Origin of the sequence: Cognatitamlana onchidii (assembly GCF_004804355.1) — a bacterium.
Taxonomy (GTDB): domain Bacteria; phylum Bacteroidota; class Bacteroidia; order Flavobacteriales; family Flavobacteriaceae; genus Cognatitamlana; species Cognatitamlana onchidii.
Genome location: NZ_SRWZ01000002.1, coordinates 625,135 through 642,935 on the forward strand (window position 1 = coordinate 625,135; position 17,801 = coordinate 642,935).

17 protein-coding genes and 1 pseudogene are annotated in these 17,801 nt (G+C 34.3%); 12 read left to right on the forward strand and 6 right to left on the reverse strand.

Annotation, left to right across the window (positions count from 1 at the left end):
• Positions 1 to 13: 13 nt before the first annotated feature.
• Positions 14 to 538: pseudogene (locus tag E5D58_RS06140) on the forward strand (hypothetical protein).
• Between the two features lie 115 nt (positions 539 to 653).
• Here the strand turns inward: E5D58_RS06140 and E5D58_RS06145 are convergent.
• From E5D58_RS06145 to E5D58_RS06155, 3 genes are all read right to left on the reverse strand, one after another.
• A complete protein-coding gene (locus E5D58_RS06145) occupies positions 654 to 1,361 on the reverse strand; it encodes a hypothetical protein (RefSeq protein WP_136480954.1) in 708 nt (235 codons plus the stop codon).
• Positions 1,362 to 1,424: 63 nt separating this feature from the next.
• Entirely contained in the window at positions 1,425 to 3,110 is a 1,686-nt protein-coding gene (gene ggt, locus E5D58_RS06150) for a gamma-glutamyltransferase (RefSeq protein ID WP_394345705.1), read from the reverse strand.
• The gene (locus E5D58_RS06155; RefSeq protein ID WP_136480955.1) at positions 3,107 to 3,706 is read right to left on the reverse strand and encodes an acyl carrier protein phosphodiesterase; all 600 of its coding nucleotides are present in this window, start codon (positions 3,704 to 3,706) and stop codon (positions 3,107 to 3,109) included. Before E5D58_RS06155 ends, ggt begins: the two co-directional genes overlap by 4 nt.
• Before the next feature lie 76 nt (positions 3,707 to 3,782).
• On the opposite strand from E5D58_RS06155, the gene glmM reads away from it, so the two are divergent.
• Positions 3,783 to 5,171, forward strand: a complete 1,389-nt coding sequence (gene glmM / locus E5D58_RS06160; RefSeq protein WP_136480956.1) for a phosphoglucosamine mutase — start codon at positions 3,783 to 3,785, stop codon at positions 5,169 to 5,171.
• A 3-nt stretch (positions 5,172 to 5,174) separates the two neighbouring features.
• Here glmM and E5D58_RS06165 read toward each other — a convergent pair whose 3' ends face one another.
• Positions 5,175 to 6,065 (reverse strand): lysophospholipid acyltransferase family protein, encoded by an 891-nt coding sequence (locus E5D58_RS06165; RefSeq protein WP_136480957.1) that lies wholly within the window; start codon positions 6,063 to 6,065, stop codon positions 5,175 to 5,177.
• 58 nt (positions 6,066 to 6,123) lie between these two features.
• Between E5D58_RS06165 and E5D58_RS06170 the strand changes: the two genes are divergently transcribed.
• The 4 genes from E5D58_RS06170 to cmk all read left to right on the forward strand — a co-directional run bounded on the left by E5D58_RS06170 (position 6,124) and on the right by cmk (position 11,397).
• Positions 6,124 to 6,774, forward strand: coding sequence for a rhomboid family intramembrane serine protease (locus E5D58_RS06170; protein ID WP_136480958.1), 651 nt, complete (start codon positions 6,124 to 6,126; stop codon positions 6,772 to 6,774).
• Between the two features lie 287 nt (positions 6,775 to 7,061).
• Positions 7,062 to 9,512, forward strand: coding sequence for an endopeptidase La (lon, locus tag E5D58_RS06175; RefSeq protein WP_136480959.1), 2,451 nt, complete (start codon positions 7,062 to 7,064; stop codon positions 9,510 to 9,512).
• Positions 9,513 to 9,626: 114 nt separating this feature from the next.
• Positions 9,627 to 10,646 carry a type IX secretion system protein PorQ gene (gene porQ, locus E5D58_RS06180; protein ID WP_136480960.1) on the forward strand — a complete coding sequence of 340 codons (1,020 nt, stop codon included), beginning with the start codon at positions 9,627 to 9,629 and terminating at the stop codon, positions 10,644 to 10,646.
• Between the two features lie 55 nt (positions 10,647 to 10,701).
• Positions 10,702 to 11,397, forward strand: a complete 696-nt coding sequence (cmk, locus tag E5D58_RS06185; protein ID WP_136480961.1) for a (d)CMP kinase — start codon at positions 10,702 to 10,704, stop codon at positions 11,395 to 11,397.
• Positions 11,398 to 11,469: 72 nt separating this feature from the next.
• Here cmk and E5D58_RS06190 read toward each other — a convergent pair whose 3' ends face one another.
• A complete protein-coding gene (locus E5D58_RS06190) occupies positions 11,470 to 11,850 on the reverse strand; it encodes a LysM peptidoglycan-binding domain-containing protein (protein WP_136480962.1) in 381 nt (126 codons plus the stop codon).
• Between the two features lie 340 nt (positions 11,851 to 12,190).
• On the opposite strand from E5D58_RS06190, the gene rpsA reads away from it, so the two are divergent.
• The 6 genes from rpsA to E5D58_RS06220 all read left to right on the forward strand — a co-directional run bounded on the left by rpsA (position 12,191) and on the right by E5D58_RS06220 (position 17,347).
• Complete coding sequence (gene rpsA, locus E5D58_RS06195) at positions 12,191 to 14,023, forward strand: 30S ribosomal protein S1 (protein WP_136480963.1); 1,833 nt, start codon at positions 12,191 to 12,193, stop codon at positions 14,021 to 14,023.
• 135 nt (positions 14,024 to 14,158) lie between these two features.
• Positions 14,159 to 14,698 carry a bifunctional pyr operon transcriptional regulator/uracil phosphoribosyltransferase PyrR gene (gene pyrR / locus E5D58_RS06200; RefSeq protein ID WP_136480964.1) on the forward strand — a complete coding sequence of 180 codons (540 nt, stop codon included), beginning with the start codon at positions 14,159 to 14,161 and terminating at the stop codon, positions 14,696 to 14,698.
• Positions 14,699 to 14,706: 8 nt separating this feature from the next.
• Positions 14,707 to 15,636, forward strand: a complete 930-nt coding sequence (locus tag E5D58_RS06205; protein WP_136480965.1) for an aspartate carbamoyltransferase catalytic subunit — start codon at positions 14,707 to 14,709, stop codon at positions 15,634 to 15,636.
• Positions 15,637 to 15,638: 2 nt separating this feature from the next.
• On the forward strand, positions 15,639 to 15,971 hold the full coding sequence (locus E5D58_RS06210) for a ribonuclease Z (RefSeq protein WP_136480966.1): 333 nt from the start codon (positions 15,639 to 15,641) through the stop codon (positions 15,969 to 15,971).
• A gap of 1 nt (position 15,972) precedes the next feature.
• Entirely contained in the window at positions 15,973 to 16,440 is a 468-nt protein-coding gene (locus tag E5D58_RS06215; protein ID WP_136480967.1) for a DUF3291 domain-containing protein, read from the forward strand.
• Between the two features lies 1 nt (position 16,441).
• The gene (locus E5D58_RS06220; RefSeq protein WP_136480968.1) at positions 16,442 to 17,347 is read left to right on the forward strand and encodes a ribonuclease Z; all 906 of its coding nucleotides are present in this window, start codon (positions 16,442 to 16,444) and stop codon (positions 17,345 to 17,347) included.
• On the opposite strand, the gene E5D58_RS06225 is transcribed toward E5D58_RS06220, so the two are convergent.
• Positions 17,344 to 17,757: a hypothetical protein gene (locus tag E5D58_RS06225; protein WP_136480969.1), complete on the reverse strand. Its 414-nt coding sequence runs from the start codon at positions 17,755 to 17,757 to the stop codon at positions 17,344 to 17,346. The two genes, E5D58_RS06220 and E5D58_RS06225, sit on opposite strands and share 4 nt — an antisense overlap.
• Between the last annotated feature and the right edge of the window lie 44 nt (positions 17,758 to 17,801).

A 17,801-nucleotide genomic window follows, 5' to 3' on the forward strand; every position in this document is an offset into this window, starting at 1 on the left:
ATCAATTTAACTTATGAAATTATTAGGAATAGGATCTAGAATTAATCATGAATCGTTTGGAAAAGGCGTGGTAACTAATGTGACATCTCAGCACTAATGGGTGACCTTTATAGATAATGGACTGGAAACCATTGATCTAGACAGCGATTTTGAAGTCATAGAAGCAGCTATTGACGAGGTTGATACAATTAGCTTATTTGAAGTAGAAAGTAGCTTAGTAAAGATTTTAAAGAAGTGGAGTGACGCTAGTGAAATTGTACCTATTTCTGATAAATATAAAGGGGGAACACTTATTTTACAGCCCGCTGATACCAGTTTGAAATCTTATGATATACCAATTGATAAGTTTTTTCATAAAATAACCATGGTAAGAGATCGGTTGCGTGTGATGGAGCAGCGCATTAACGCGAGTGATTTAGATGAACAAGGCAAAATAGATTTACAACAATATATAACTAGGATTTACGGTAGTTTAACAAGTTTTAATGTGTTATTTAAATCTAAAAACCAGCAATTTGTTGGGCAAAGAAGTAAATAGTATTTTCAAGATAATTATCAGGGCTTTCAATGATAATTGCTATACTATTGATAGAGACGGATATGCTGTTGTTATAAACTACTGCAATTGTTTAAAATAATAAACACTCACCAATTCAATAGGAGCTTTTAATATCTGTAATTTCCATGCCAAAGAACAAGAATTTATGAAATGTTGGAAGTTGAACACCGGTTTCGGTAGTAGTCCAATCAGTCCATGAGGCTTCCAGACCGTCTATGGGAAGTTGAGAGGTCCACATTTTAAACGATTTAGGTTTAAAGTTTTCATCTAGTAACCATAAAAAAGAATCTCCAGTTTTATAAGTAACCAGAAGATTACGTCCACTATTTAATGTGCTAACCGTTTTTCGTATGGTTCCCTTATCAAAAACCATGTACGGCGCTAATACCCAAAAGGCGTCATTTGCGAAGTAGTTAAAGGCTTTTTCAATAAGATCTTTAGCCATGTCACTTTCATTTTTAAAGCTGTGTATATATACCTTACTATGGTTAATGTCTTTCAAATCTAAAACCACTTTATTAGCACCCCAATATACTGTGCAAACACTATCTTTTTTGTTAAGTTCATAGTGCCTTCTTTTTTTAAAGGTCCATTCTAGATTTGGAGTGGTTTTAAAAGCTGTGTAATCTAAGCTTTGTAGCATTTTTAGGGCTATGTTATCAGCCTCGGCACCGGCATTACCTTCTGGAAGCTTTTCATTGTATTTAAAATAGAAAAAACCAAATAAAAGGATACTGGGTAGAGTGCAAAATATAATTATCCCACTAATGATTTTAAGTGTTTTTTTTGATTCTTTTTTCATGCGTTTTTTGGGACCGTAGGGTTCTAAGTTATTAAATATGTGGTTTTATTAAAAAGAAAACCATTAAAAACCGACAGCCGTATCATCCCCTCGGTGATCGGCACCTCCTTCATACCGTTTATCTTGTAATACAAGTATTCCGTCTACCTTTCCAATAATGGGACTGTCCTTTTGGTTAGTCTTATAACCTTTGTCGTTAAGATCGTTAATCAATCTTTTATTAAAAGCGTTGGGTTCCATTCTAATTTCATCTGGTAGCCATTGATGATGAAACCGCGGAGCATCTACGGCTTCTTGCATACTCATTTTATATTCATGAACGTTCAATATTGTTTGTAATACAGAAGTAATAATAGTGGAGCCTCCAGGTGTACCTAAGGTCATGTATAGAGCTCCTTGTTTTTCAATAATAGTAGGAGTCATAGAACTTAGCATGCGCTTTTCTGGAGCAATACTATTGGCTTCAGCTCCTAGGAGCCCAAACATGTTTGGACTACCCGGTTTGCTACTAAAGTCGTCCATTTCATTATTTAAAAAGAAACCAAGTTCTTTACAATACAATTTAGAACCATAGGCGCCATTTAAAGTAGTAGTAGCTGCAATGGCGTTTCCAAAGCGATCAATTATAGAATAGTGGGTGGTTTCATCACTTTCTATAAAATCTATGGTGCCGTGCTCTAAATCTGAGGATAGTGTGGGTTTGTTAAACGAAAAACTTTGCATTCTTTGTTTGGCGTAATCTTCACTTATAAGATTTTTTATAGGGATTTCCACGAAGTCTGGATCTCCTAAAAAAAAGCTTCTGTCTGCATAAGCTCTGCGTTCGGCTTCTGTAATAACTTGAATGCTTTTTAAGGAATTATGCCCATATTCATGAATTGGGAAAGGTTCTATCATTTTCATTATTTGAGCTAGACAGATGCCGCCACTTGCCGGAGGCGACATAGAAATTATCTTTAAATCATCATAATTAAAAATTATGGGAGATCGCCATATGGCCTTGTATTTGGCTAAATCCTCTTGCGAAATAATACCACCATTACTTTGTATGAAACTAGAAAGTAATTTGGCGGTTTTTCCTTTGTAAAATCCATCTTTTCCATACATTGAAATGCGTTCCAATGTTTTTGCCAGTTCTGGATATTTAATAGTATCGTTAGTTTTCCATGGTCTATTGAACTTTATGGAATCCTTATTAGTTTTAAGGAAAAGTGGTTGGTATTTTTTTATTCGATCTTCTTGCTTTTGAGTAACAACCACACCTTTATAAGCTAATTCAATAACTGGTCTAAGTATGACATTTATAGGTAAGGATCCGAATTTTTCATGTATAGCAAACATACCTGCTACCGTTCCTGGAACACCTACTGCCAAGGCGCCCAAGGTGCTTTTTTCAGGAATCACATTACCAATGCTATCTAAATACATGTTTTTTGTGGCTGCTATTGGTGCTTTTTCTCTATAATCAATCGCTCCAATGTCACCACTATTTGTTCTGTAAACCATAAAGCCGCCGCCTCCAAGGTTTCCTGCGTATGGATAGGCAACTGCTAGCGCAAATTCTGTTGCTATCATTGCATCAAACACATTACCGCCTTTTTTTAGGATATCACTGCCTATTTGAGAGGCTTCGACTCTTGCCGAAACCACCATGGCATGTTTGGCTATTAAACCTACTTTTCTTAGAGCTTTGTCTTGATCTTTACATGCAATTAGGAATAGGAAAATGTAGAATATGGAGTATTTCAAGCGTATTGCGTATTAAGTTCAATAAGTTTGTTTTTTGATGACACTATTAATTCGTCAAAAAATAAGGAAAATTCATTTTCAAACTCATTATAAAACGCTTTAAGTTCTTCAACAGCTTCGTTCATAGCTGATCTATTTTGTGTTCTCCTATTCATACCATCAAGTACTTTAGCAATACCTTTTATAGAGGCATAGCTTAAAAGCCAATTATCTGCAAGCATATAAGGTATCATTTTTTGAATTCTATTAGGAAGCAAATGATAATGTGTCTCAAGTGAGTCATAAAAAGCATTGGTGTAAGATTTGAGTGTTGTTTTGGAGTATTTTTCCCAATTTTTAGCTAAAAAATGGTCGTATAAAATATCCACAATAATGCCTGAGTAATGGCCATATTTACTATGTAATCGTTTTGTGCTTTTTCTTACTGTTTTATGAGCATCGGTGAAAGTGTCAATATGCCTATGTAATAAAATACCAATTTGAATATCCTTAGGGTAGTTTTTATAACTCTTTCCTTTAATACCATCGGCAATAAAATTTCCAATAGTTACCAAATCATTATCACCAGAAAGATAAATATGGGCCAAGTAGTTCATTTGTGAAATTTACAAAATCCCTTTCAAGAAATCCGATTTTGAAACATTATATTTGCTCGATAAAAGAAACAATATTATGACTTTGATAAAATCTATTTCGGGAATAAGAGGGACCATTGGGGGACAAGTAGGCGAAAATCTTACGCCTATAGATGCTGTTAAGTTTGCATCAGCTTATGGGGTGTGGTTAAAGCAGCAACGTCAAAAAGACCAGTATAAGGTGGTGGTTGGCAGAGATGCCAGAATTTCTGGTAAAATGATACAGAATTTAGTAATGAATACCTTGATAGGGCTTGGTATTGATGTTATAGATGTAGGTCTTTCCACTACGCCAACCGTTGAAGTTGCGGTTCCTATGGAGCGTGCAGATGGTGGGATTATTCTAACTGCAAGCCATAACCCGAAGCAATGGAATGCTTTAAAACTTTTAAACGCCCAAGGAGAATTTTTAGATGCTGTTGAAGGTGGGAAAATTTTAGATATCGCAGAAGGTGATACTATGAATTTTGCTGACGTAGATAGTTTAGGGAAAATAACGAAGAACAAGGCTTATATCGATTTGCATATTATTGAAGTTCTAGATTTAGATGTAGTTACTGTTAAGGCTATTGAAGAAGAACGTTTTAAAGTGGTTGTTGATGGCGTGAATTCTACTGGAGGTATAGCTATTCCGTTATTGCTTGAACGCCTCGGCGTAGATGTTGTAAAAATACATTGCGAGCCTAATGGTCATTTTCCTCATAATCCAGAGCCTTTAAAAGAACATTTAACAGACCTTTCGGATGCAGTTAAAAAACACAATGCGGATTTTGGAATTGTGGTAGACCCAGATGTAGATCGTTTAGCATTCATGGATGAAAATGGAGATATGTTTGGAGAGGAATATACATTGGTTGCCTGTGCCGACTATGTATTGAGTAAAACCCCTGGGAATACCGTGAGCAATATGAGTTCTACAAGGGCTTTAAGAGATGTTACCGAAAAACATGGCGGTATGTACGAGGCCAGTGCTGTAGGAGAAGTAAATGTGGTTAAACTGATGAAGAAAAACAAGGTCGTTATTGGTGGAGAAGGTAATGGGGGTATTATTTATCCAGAAGCGCATTATGGACGGGATGCCTTAGTTGGAGTAGCCTTGTTTTTAAGTTTATTGGCAGACAAAAAAATGAAAGTTAGCGAGCTTAGAAAAACATACCCAAGTTATTATATGGGTAAAAAGAAAATAGAATTAACGCCAGATTTAGATGTCGATGCTATCCTAAAAGGCATAGAAGCACGGTATCAAAATGAAGAATTAACCACTATTGATGGTGTTAAAATAGATTTCTCAGATAGTTGGGTGCATTTGCGTAAAAGTAATACAGAGCCCATAATTAGAATTTATACTGAAGCCAGGTCGCAAGACGAAGCGGATGCCCTCGGAAATAGATTCATAAAAGAATTAGAAGCTTTAGCAGAAGCTTAGCAATTATTTAAATTTTTCAGGAACATTATTTCTGTGTTTCCAGCGTTTATGTGTCCATAAATAAAACTCTGGAGCTTCATGAATTTGTTCTTCAACACGTTTTAAAGAAATATCTGTAATATCAAAATTATCGAACTCGTTAGGGTTTTTTATAATATCAGTAAACGTGGCTTCATAATAGCCACGTTTTACTTTTTTAACTTTTAAAAACAGTGTGGTCATGTCTAGTCGTTTCGCCAAAATTTCTGCGCCTACATGAACCGGTACTTTTATTCCCATGAATTCTTTCCAATATATCGCTTTGTCTAGTTTTGGCGACTGGTCGAAAACAAAACCGTTAAAGGTTAATTCCTTATTTCTTTTAGCTTTTATAAGCGTTGGGAATGTTTCCTTCGTGGTAATTAAATAGCTGTTATATCTGGCTCGAATCCGTTTTACTAGCCTATCAAAATACTTGTTACTAAGCTGTTTGTAAACAGCATAACCTATATAATTTACATGTTTTTGTAGTATAAAGATCCACTCCCAGCTACCATAGTGGCCCATCATAAGTACTACACTGCGTTTTTCTTTTTCCAACTCATGTAAGTCGTCTAGGTTGGTAAATGCATATCTTTTTATGATTTCCTTCTCAGAAACTGTAATTGATTTGATGGATTCAACCAACATATCGCATAGGTGATGATAGAATTTTTTTCTTAAAACAGCTATTTCTTTGTCTGTTTTATTCGGTAACGTCATTTTCATATTGTTTGTAACGACTTTTTTTCTGTAACCAAAAATGCGATATACAAATATGTAAGCGATGTCAGATAGGGCGTATAGTACTCTAAAGGGAAGTAAAGAAATTAGCCATAAAAATGGATAAACTATGATATAAGCTAGAAATTGCATTAATTAATTTTAGATTTGTAAGAGCAAATATATACTAATTTCAAACTTAATTTCCTAAATGGGCAATTTAGAATTAATTACAGGAATATTAATAGCTGCTAATGTTATTATATCCTACAAAGGCTTTAATGACTATAGTTTTTTTGATAAATACAAGTTTCATGTAGGAGCTGTAAGGGGAGGGGAGCAAATAAGGATGTTTAGTTCAGGCTTTTTACATGCCGATGTTCAACACTTATTGTTCAATATGCTTACACTTTATTTTTTTGCCGATGTAGTGATTTCTTTATTGAGCCCTATTCAGTTTTTAATTGTTTATGTTGGAAGTTTAATGCTAGGTAGTTTGCTGTCGCTTTATTTTCATAAAAACGAATATAATTACAGTGCTGTAGGAGCTAGTGGTGCTGTAAGTGGAGTTATATATTCAGCTATTCTATTGCAGCCAGGAATGAATTTGTACCTATTTTTTATTCCAATACCCATTCCTGCTTACCTTTTTGGTATTGGTTATTTGTTGTATTCTATTTATGGTATGAAAAATAGGATTGGAAATATTGGTCATGATGCTCATTTTGGAGGTGCCATAGGTGGTTACATTATTACATTAATCTTGTCGCCAGGGTTGTTTGAAACCAACTTGTTGATGATTATATTGTTGGCTGTTCCTATTTTTATTTTATTTCTCTTAAAAAGAATGGGTAAAATTTAATTGGTTTTTGTTTTCTTGATGTTGCCTTTATTTCTTTGATCGTTCTGCGAAATACTATATTAATGTCGGACTTTGTTTTTTAAAAGATAGCAGCATACTTATTTAAATATCTTAGGAAGTATATTTCATTATTTAGTTTTAATAATGGCACAACTATTGGATTTATAATAGCAAGAAACGAGTTTAAAGGCTTGTATAGCTCTATTTACGAAAGAGTTTATAGTTTTTTTTAAAATTTAAAAATCTAGTTAGATCTGTATGAATGACAGATTGACCTAAATATGCTTATGAAAAAATCAAAATTTACAACTCTTGACAGTTTGTCACTTCAAGAATTTGATGAAAATGCAGAATTAATTCCGTTAATGACTCCTGAAGATGAGGAGGCCATTAACAATGAGGAATTACCGGAAACTTTACCTATTTTATCATTAAGGAATACTGTTTTATTTCCAGGTGTTGTTATCCCTATAACGGCGGGTAGAGATGCCTCGATAAAACTAATTAATGACGCTAATAAAGGAGGTAAAGTAGTTGGCGTGGTTGCTCAAAAAGATGAGTCTGTTGAAAAACCAAAGGCCAAGGATATTCATGAGACGGGTACCGTAGCAAGAATATTAAGAGTCTTAAAGATGCCTGATGGAAATGTAACAGTTATCATTCAAGGTAAAAAGCGCTTTAAGGTGGCAGAAGTATTAACTGAAACACCTTATATAAATGCTACAATTCGCGATATTCCAGAGGCTAAACCTGCGGTTAAAAACAAGGAGTTTTCTGCTATAATTGATTCTATTAAAGATTTAGCTTTAGAGATAATAAAAGAGAGTCCCAATATTCCAAGTGAGGCATCATTTGCTATCAAGAATATTGAAAGCAATTCTTTTCTAGTGAATTTCGTATCCTCTAATATGAATCTCTCTGTTTCAGAAAAACAAGAACTTTTAGAGATTGACGACTTAAAAAAACGTGCTTTAGCCACTTTAAAGTACATGAATGTTGAGTTTCAGAAATTGGAATTAAAGAACGACATTCAATCTAAAGTTCAAATGGACATGAGTCAGCAGCAGCGGGAGTACTTCTTGCATCAGCAGATGAAAACCATTCAAGAAGAATTAGGAGGGGTGAGTCATGACGAGGAGATTGATGAAATGAAAGCTAAAGCCAAAGAAAAGCTTTGGGATGAGAAAGTGGCTAAGCATTTTGATAAGGAAATAGCAAAAATGCAACGCATGAATCCTCAAGTTGCAGAGTATTCAATACAACGAAATTATTTGGAGTTGTTTTTAGACCTGCCTTGGAACGAGTTTAGTGATGACAAGTTTGACTTAAAGCATGCCATGAAGATTTTAGACAGAGATCATTTTGGCTTAGAAGATGTTAAACGTAGAATTATAGAGTATTTAGCGGTGCTAAAACTACGCAATGATATGAAATCCCCTATTCTGTGTTTATATGGTCCTCCAGGGGTTGGAAAAACGTCTTTAGGAAAATCTATTGCTGAGGCTCTAGGAAGGGAATATGTTAGAATATCACTAGGAGGATTGCGAGACGAAGCTGAAATTAGAGGGCATAGAAAAACTTATATTGGAGCTATGCCAGGTCGAATTATTCAAAGTTTAAAGAAAGCAGGAACGTCTAATCCTGTTTTTGTACTTGATGAAATAGATAAGTTGTCTAATTCGCATCAAGGAGATCCTTCATCTGCTATGTTGGAGGTTTTAGACCCTGAGCAAAATAGCGAGTTTTATGATAACTTTTTAGAAATGGGTTACGACCTGTCTAAAGTTATGTTTGTGGCAACTTCAAATAGTTTAGCGACTATCCAACCTGCATTGAGAGATCGTATGGAGATTATAAATGTAACAGGATATACCATTGAAGAAAAAGTAGAGATCGCCAAAAGACATTTATTGCCCAAGCAATTGAAAGAGCATGGATTAACTGCAAAGGATTTAAAAATTGGTAAACCTCAATTAGAAAAAATTGTTGAAGGGTATACAAGAGAATCAGGTGTGCGTGGACTTGAAAAACAAGTAGCAAAAATGGTTCGTTACGCTGCCAAGAATATTGCTATGGAAGAGGATTATAGTGTTAAGGTATCTAATGAAGATATTATTGAAATTCTGGGAGGTCCGAAGCTTGAAAGAGATAAGTATGAAAATAATAATGTAGCCGGTGTAGTTACTGGTTTGGCTTGGACTCGCGTGGGGGGTGATATTTTATTTATTGAATCTATTCTTTCTAAGGGGAAGGGAAATATGACTATTACTGGTAATTTAGGTAAAGTTATGAAAGAATCTGCAACGATAGCCATGGAGTACATTAAGTCGAATGCAGACGAGCTAGGAATAGATATAGGTGTTTTTGAGAATTACAATGTTCATATACATGTACCAGAAGGCGCGACTCCTAAAGATGGTCCAAGTGCAGGTGTTACTATGTTAACATCATTAGTTTCGTTATTTACGCAACGAAAAGTGAAGAAAAGTTTAGCCATGACTGGCGAAATTACGCTACGAGGTAAGGTGCTTCCTGTTGGTGGTATTAAAGAAAAGATTTTAGCAGCAAAACGTGCTAAGATTAAAGAGATTTTATTGTGCGAGGATAATCGTCGTGATATAGAAGAAATAAAACCAGAATATTTAAAAGGATTGACTTTTCATTATGTAAGCGACATGATGGATGTAATTAAAATAGCAGTTACCAATCAAAAAGTTAAAAACGCCAAGAAGATTTAAAAGCTTTAATATTTTACAAATTAAACCTCGTAGTATTACGAGGTTTTTTTATGACTAAAATAAATAGCTCATGCTACCGTTTTAAGATAGATTTATTTACTTTGCGCCGTAAATATGCTAAAAAAAATTGTCCCTGTTTGTTGTTTGTTAGTTGGTTCCTTTGCAATTGCTCAGGTTGGGGGAGAAACCACCTATCAATTTTTAAACTTGATTTCATCACCGCGCCAAGCTGCTTTGGGAGGAAAGGTGTTTACCAACGTAGATTACGATGTTACCCAAGCCATTTTTAATCCGGCAACTATAAATGTTGAGATGGATAATCAATTAGCTGTTAACTATACAAGTTATTTGGGTGGGATAAGTTATGGTACAGCGGCATACGCATATACAATAGATAGAAGGACACAAACGTTGCATGCTGGGGTAACTTATATTAATTACGGATCTTTTGATGGTTATGATGAAGATGGAAATTCAACAGGTACATTTACTGGTAATGAAGCTGCGTTGTCTTTTGGTTATGCCTTACAAATTGGATATTCCGATTTTTATTTTGGCACCAATTTAAAATTAATTTCATCTAAGCTAGAACAATACAGTTCTATTGGTGCAGCCCTGGATTTAGGATTGATTTACATTGATGAAGATATAGATTTTAATGCAGCATTGGTAGTAAGAAACGTTGGTACACAGATTACTACTTATGCCGATCTTAATGAAAGGTTACCTTTTGAAATAGCTGTTGGTTTATCTCAAAAACTGGAAAATGTTCCGATTAGGTGGCATGTTACTTTCGAAAATTTGCAGCAATGGCCGATAGCGGTTCCCAATCCGGCAAGAACAACAAGCGATTTGTCGGGTAATCAATCTAATGAAAAAATTGGGTTTCTAGGTCAAGTTATTAGACACACTATTGTTGGAGCAGAAATATTTCCTGATAGTGGTTTTAATATTAGGTTAGGATATAATTTTAGGAGAGGGGAAGATTTAAGAATTTTGGATCAGCGCAACTTTTCAGGTTTGTCTGCAGGACTATCTATAAAAATGAATAAAATGCGCTTTAGTTATACCCATGCTAAATATACAAGCGCAGGAAACTCTAACTTCTTTGGTTTGCAAATAAACTTACAGTAATATTTGCTTTTTGCTTCAGCTAGCATTGATTACTTTTACATTCTTTAATTCTATTATGGATAAGATTATCATTGCTATCGACGGTTTTTCTTCAACAGGAAAAAGTACAGTTGCAAAACAGTTAGCCAAACATTTAGGCTATGTTTACGTTGATACAGGTGCTATGTACAGGTCGGTGACCTTATATGCTTTAGAAAAAGGGCTTATTAGCAACGATGATTTTAATAGAGAAGCCTTAATTTATCAATTACCTAGTATTAATATTCATTTTAAATTTAATGAAATTTTAGGGTTTGCAGAGGTGTACTTAAATGATGTTAATGTAGAAAAAGATATAAGAACCTTGAAAGTTTCGAGTTTTGTAAGTAAGGTATCGGCAGTTTCAGAAGTTCGACAAAAGCTTGTAGAGCAGCAACAAAAAATGGGAGAACAAAAAGGCTTAGTTATGGATGGTCGAGATATTGGTACTGTAGTTTTTCCCAATGCAGAGCTTAAATTGTTTATGAAGGCTTCGGCTCAAACAAGAGCGGAGAGACGTTACAAAGAACTTATTGAAAGGGGGGATGATGTATCTTATGAAGCTGTTTTAAAAAATGTTGAAGAACGAGATTATTTAGATACACATAGAAGAGATTCTCCTTTAGTTAAGGCAGATGATGCTATAGAAATTGATAATTCTTATCTTTCTTTAGAGGAGCAATTTAATAAGGTTTTAAAATTAGCAAGAATGGCGATTGAAGATTGTGAATAAACCTTCTAAAGTAACAATATAAAAGGGCGATACTTTAACTAAAGTATCGCCCTTATTGTGTTTAAAAAGTTATTATAAATTTGGTATAATTAACTCTTGGTCTGGGTAAATTAAATCTGGGTTCTTTAAAATATCGGAGTTTGCTTTGAAAATATCTTGATATTTCGATGCGTTACCGTAATAGTGTTTCGCTATTTTACCTAAAGTTTCTCCACTTTTTACGGTATGCCTGTGGTATACACTGTCGTCAGCCACTGTAATATTGGCTAAAATATCGGACGGGTTTTCACCACCAATTTCTTTAATCTTGTCCCAAAGTACGTTTTTCTCATATTGGGTATTCGCGGTTCCTTTCACTTTAAGAACGCCGTTTTCTTCGGTAACACTTCCGTTTTGAATGTTTAATGATTCACCTAATTCTAATACAGATTGGTATTTTTCCTTTACTGCCATAATAATGAAGTTTTTGATTTTTAAGTTTGAGTTAAACAATATAGTGAATTTCCTATTCAGAAAGATTAATTTTACTTTAAGTATCGCTATACATTTAGACACAGGTTCAGTCCAAAAGTCACAAGTAATTTTTATGAATTCATTTTTAGGTAATTAGATAGATAATATGTATTTTTGCACTCCTTTTAGCGAATCGTCAGGCAGATAAAAGGAAATGAAACAAAAATAAAAATAACACTTCTGTGCGTTAAACGCTTAAATCTCCTGAGGCATACAGAATACAAACGCGATAAAAATAACATAATCTTAAAAGTGGATATTTTTTCGCAGAATGACTTAAATGGCTGAAAAAGCAAAGCAAGCTGAGGTTGAAGCAACTGAAGCAAAAACTGTTGAAGCTCCAGTAGTATCTGAAGCTCAGGCAAACCCTGAAAAATTCTTAAAAGAGTTCAACTGGCACAACTACCAAGAAGGTATTGACGAAGTTGATGATCAACAATTAAAAGAATTTGAAAAATTAGTAGCAGAAAATTTTGTTGACACTTTAGATGATGAGGTGGTAGAAGGAACGGTAGTGCACATCACAGATCGTGATGCTATCATCGACATCAATGCTAAATCAGAAGGTGTTATTTCTTTAAACGAATTTCGCTACAATCCTAACTTAGCAGTAGGAGACAAAGTAGAAGTACTAATTGATGTGCGTGAAGATGCAACAGGACAATTAGTATTATCTCACAGAAAAGCACGTGTAATTAAAGCGTGGGATCGTGTAAATGCGGCTCACGAATCTGGAGAAATCGTTAATGGTTTTGTTAAGTGCAGAACTAAAGGTGGTATGATTGTAGATGTATTCGGTATTGAAGCATTCTTGCCAGGTTCTCAAATTGATGTGAAGCCAATTAGAGATTACGATCAGTATGTTAATAAAACTATGGAATTTAAAGTGGTTAAAATAAACCACGAATTTAAGAACGTAGTAGTGTCTCATAAAGCACTTATTGAAGCTGATATTGAGGAACAAAAGAAAGAAATTATTGGTCAATTAGAAAAAGGTCAAGTATTAGAAGGTGTTGTTAAAAACATTACTTCTTATGGTGTATTTATAGACCTTGGTGGCGTTGACGGATTAGTGCATATTACAGATTTATCTTGGTCTAGAATCAATCATCCTAACGAGATTGTTGAATTAGATCAAAAATTAAATGTGGTAATCCTTGATTTTGATGAAAACAAATCAAGAATCCAATTAGGTCTTAAACAATTATCTAAGCATCCATGGGAAGCTCTTGCAGAAGAGGTGAAAGTTGGAGATAAGGTTAAGGGTAAAGTAGTAGTTATTGCTGATTACGGTGCGTTTATTGAAGTTGCAGATGGTGTTGAAGGATTAATCCACGTTTCTGAAATGTCTTGGTCTACACATTTACGTTCTGCTCAAGATTTCGTTTCTGTTGGAGATGAAGTTGAAGCAGTGATCTTAACTTTAGATAGAGAAGACAGAAAAATGTCTCTTGGGATTAAGCAATTAACCCCAGATCCATGGACAGATATTACAGGTAAATACCCTGTAGGTTCTAAGCACACTGGTATTGTACGTAACTTTACAAACTTTGGTGTTTTTGTAGAATTAGAAGAAGGTATTGATGGATTAATTTACATCTCTGATTTATCTTGGACTAAGAAAATTAAGCACCCATCTGAGTTCTGTGCCGTAGGTGATAAGTTAGATGTTGTTGTTCTTGAGTTAGATGTTGAAGGACGTAAACTAAGTTTAGGTCATAAACAAACAACTGAGAATCCTTGGGATAAATACGAAACTGAATTCGCTTTAGGAACATCTCATACAGCTGAGATTTCTGAGATCGTTGATAAAGGTGCTACGGTTCAATTCAATGAAGATATTGTTGCATTTGTACCATCTCGTCACCTTGAAAAAGAAGACGGAAGTAAACTTAAGAAAGGTGAATCAGCTGAATTCAAAATTATTGAGTTTAATAAAGAGTTTAAACGTGTTGTAGCCTCTCATACTGCTGTATTTAAAGCAGAAGAAGCTAAAATAGTTAAGCAAGCAGTTAGAAAAGCAGAATCTCAAGCTGCTGAAGCAAAACCAACTTTAGGTGATGCTAACGATGCTTTACAAGCTCTTAAAGATAAAATGGACGGGAAAAAATAATTTTTCTTAACATTATATAAATAAGGCCTCTCAGGAATGAGAGGCTTTTTTTGTCTACTTATTTTAAAGGATTTTAAGGTTTTTACTTCTAAATATTTGCATTACCTTTGTAAACCAAACACGTTTGGGTAGTATATGAGTCAGAAAGTTTTACTTAACGAAAAAGAGGTAAACATCATTCTTCATCGATTGGCTTGTCAACTTATTGAAAAACACAACGATTTCTCTAACACTGTATTAATTGGTCTGCAACCAAGAGGTGTTTTTTTGGCAGATAGATTGGCAAAAATTCTAAAAGAAGACTATAAGGTTATAGATGTTAGTCTAGGGTATTTGGATATAACCTTTTTCAGAGATGATTTTAGAAGAAGCGAAAAACCTTTAGAAGCGAATACTACTAAAATTAATTTTTTAGTAGAGGATAAAAATATAGTTTTTATTGATGATGTTTTATATACAGGCAGAAGTATAAGAGCAGCATTAACAGCTATTCAATCATTTGGCAGACCTAATGAAATAGAGTTACTAACTCTTATTGATAGACGCTTTAGTAGGCATTTACCGATACAGCCAGATTACCGTGGTAGGCAGGTAGATGTAATAAACGAGGAAAAAGTAAAAGTAAACTGGAAAGAATACGATAACGAAGATAGTGTTTACTTAATTGAAAAATAAAGAAAATAATGAGCGAATTAAGTGTCAATCACTTATTAGGAATTAAATATCTTAATCAAAAAGATATTCAACTTATTTTTGAGACTGCCGATCATTTTAAAGAGGTAATTAACAGGCCAATAAAAAAGGTACCCTCACTAAGAGATATTACCATTGCCAATTTATTTTTTGAAAACTCTACAAGAACAAAGCTTTCTTTTGAACTCGCTGAAAAACGATTGTCTGCAGATGTTATTAATTTTTCATCTGCCCAATCATCAGTAAAGAAAGGTGAAACTTTAATAGACACGGTAAACAATATCCTTTCCATGAAAGTAGATATGGTTGTTATGAGGCACCCAAACCCTGGTGCGGGCGTGTTTTTATCCAAACATGTTAATGCTAGTATAATCAACGCTGGCGATGGGGCTCACGAGCATCCTACCCAAGCTTTATTAGACTCTTACTCGATTAGGGAAACGTTAGGTAATGTTGGAGGTAAAAAAGTTGTTATTGTTGGAGATATTCTTCATAGTAGAGTGGCATTGTCTAATATTTTTGCACTACAATTGCAAGGGGCAGAAGTAATGGTTTGTGGTCCCAAAACACTTATTCCTAAGTACATAGAGAATCTTGGAGTGAAAGTAGAAACTAATCTTGTTAAAGCTTTGAATTGGTGCGATGTAGCGAATATGTTAAGAGTTCAAAACGAACGTATGGAGATTAGTTATTTCCCTTCTACTAGAGAATATACACAGCAGTTTGGAGTTAATAAAAAAATACTAGATTCTTTAGAAAAAGAAATTACAATTATGCACCCCGGACCCATTAACAGGGGAGTAGAAATTACGAGTGATGTTGCCGATTCGAAGCAATCCATAATTTTAGACCAAGTGCAAAATGGTGTGGCTGTTAGAATGGCGGTTATATACTTGTTGGCATCAAAATTAAAACAGTAATTATGATTTTAGATCAAACAGGAAATACGAATACTATTACCCAAGAAAAAGCCTCAATCATTGAATTAGTTAAAAAAATACAGACCTTATACCCCAAGTTTAAGAATAGTAATATTATTGTATCATTAAATACCTTAGGAACCTTTAGTGAACAAGATATTGCCGAATTTTTAGCTTTGTCTAAAGAACATAAGGAAGCAAATAATTCATTTGTTATAGTGACCAGTAAGGTCGATTTTAATCTCGTTCCAGATGACATAGTAGTGGTGCCAACGCTACAAGAAGCACACGATATTATTGAAATGGAAGATATGGAACGCGATTTGGGATTTTAAAATGGATTACCATCTAGCTCAAGTCAATATAGCAAAACGGAAAGCCTCATTGGACGATCCTATCATGGTCGATTTTGTAAACAACGTTAATAAAATTAATGGCATTGCCGACCAAAGTGATGGTTTTATTTGGAGAATGAAAGATGAAGATAAAGACTTGGGTATAGAAATTTTTCATGATGACTCCATCATAATTAATATATCTGTTTGGAAAGATTTAGGTTCCCTTTTTAATTACACCTACAAGTCTGGACATATCGACGTTTTCAAGAGAAAAAAGGAATGGTTTATCAACACTAAAAAGGCGCATATGGCGTTTTGGTATGTTCCAGCAGGATATAGACCAAATTTTCAAGACGCAAAGAATAGACTAGATTATTTAGATGAACATGGCGAATCTCCTTATGCCTTTTCCTTTAAGAGTAAGTTTAGTCCAGAAGATGCTTTAACATACAACCCTCTTATTTAGTATGAAGTTATCTATTTTAGGGTGTTACAGTGCTACACCAAGAACTTTTAATAACACAACCGCGCAAGTTTTAGAAATAAATAACCATATGTTTTTAATTGATTGTGGCGAAGGGACTCAAGTACAGTTAAGAAAGCATAAAATAAAGTTTAACAGAATAAAGCATATTTTTATTTCGCATTTACACGGAGATCATTTTTTTGGCTTAGTTGGTCTTATATCGACATTTAGGCTTTTAACTAGAGAAACAGATCTGCACGTTTATGGACCTAAAGGTATTAAGGAGTTGGTGACATTACACATGAAGTTGGCGGACTCATGGACTAACTACAGACTTATTTTTCATGAGTTAGACTCCAATCATTCCGAATTAATCTTTGAAGACGACAGGGTTGAAGTTCATACTATTCCATTAAACCATCGGGTCTATACAAATGGGTATCTTTTTAAAGAAAAAGAAGGTCCGAGAAAGTTAAATGTCAACGCTGCTAAAAAGGCTCTTATAGATGTGGCCTATTACAGAAAATTAACGCAGGGATTTGATGTTAAAAACGAAAAAGGAGAGTTAGTACCTAATGACAAGGTTACTACCGCTGGGGCGAAGCCAAAAAGTTATGCCTTTTGTAGCGACACCATGTATAAAAAAGACATTGTTCCTTTAATAGAAAACGTTCATGTTTTATATCATGAATCTACATTTTTAGAGCAGCATGCTCATTTGGCAAAAAAGACAAAGCATTCTACAGCCAAAGAAGCTGCAAAAATAGCAAAACAAGCACAGGCCAGAACCTTAATACTTGGTCATTACTCAACAAGGTACGACAGTTTAGAAAGTTTTAAGAAAGAAGCTAAAGTTGTTTTTGAAAATGTAGAGCTGGCAGAAGATGGAAAAACGTTTCAATTTTAATTAAATTCTTTCAAATCATTAATATATGAAATCGCATCATCCAGAGACAAGCAAGGATGAATTTCACTTTTAGAAAAACGCTTTTCTAAGGCTGCGTTTAGATACATTATATAGTTATAATAAACGATTGCACTTCCAGCCAGTATATTTCCATACTGTGCTACTTTGGCCCAATCTTGAGGATCGATGGAATAAGAATTAATTCTGTTAGAAATATACCCTAGTTTAATATCAGTACCATAAAATGCTATTATCTTTTCTATAACAGATTCAATTTTGTTCCAGTCAAAATGTATTCCGCTGTTAATTTCTGAGACTATAAATTTTTCACAGAGATAAAACTTGCCGAAGGCCATCTCTAGGCAATGGTAATTGTTGATATTACTATAATGCGAATCTTCAAACCTCATAGGTCTATTTTAAAAGTGAGCGAATTTACAATCTTTAGTAATAT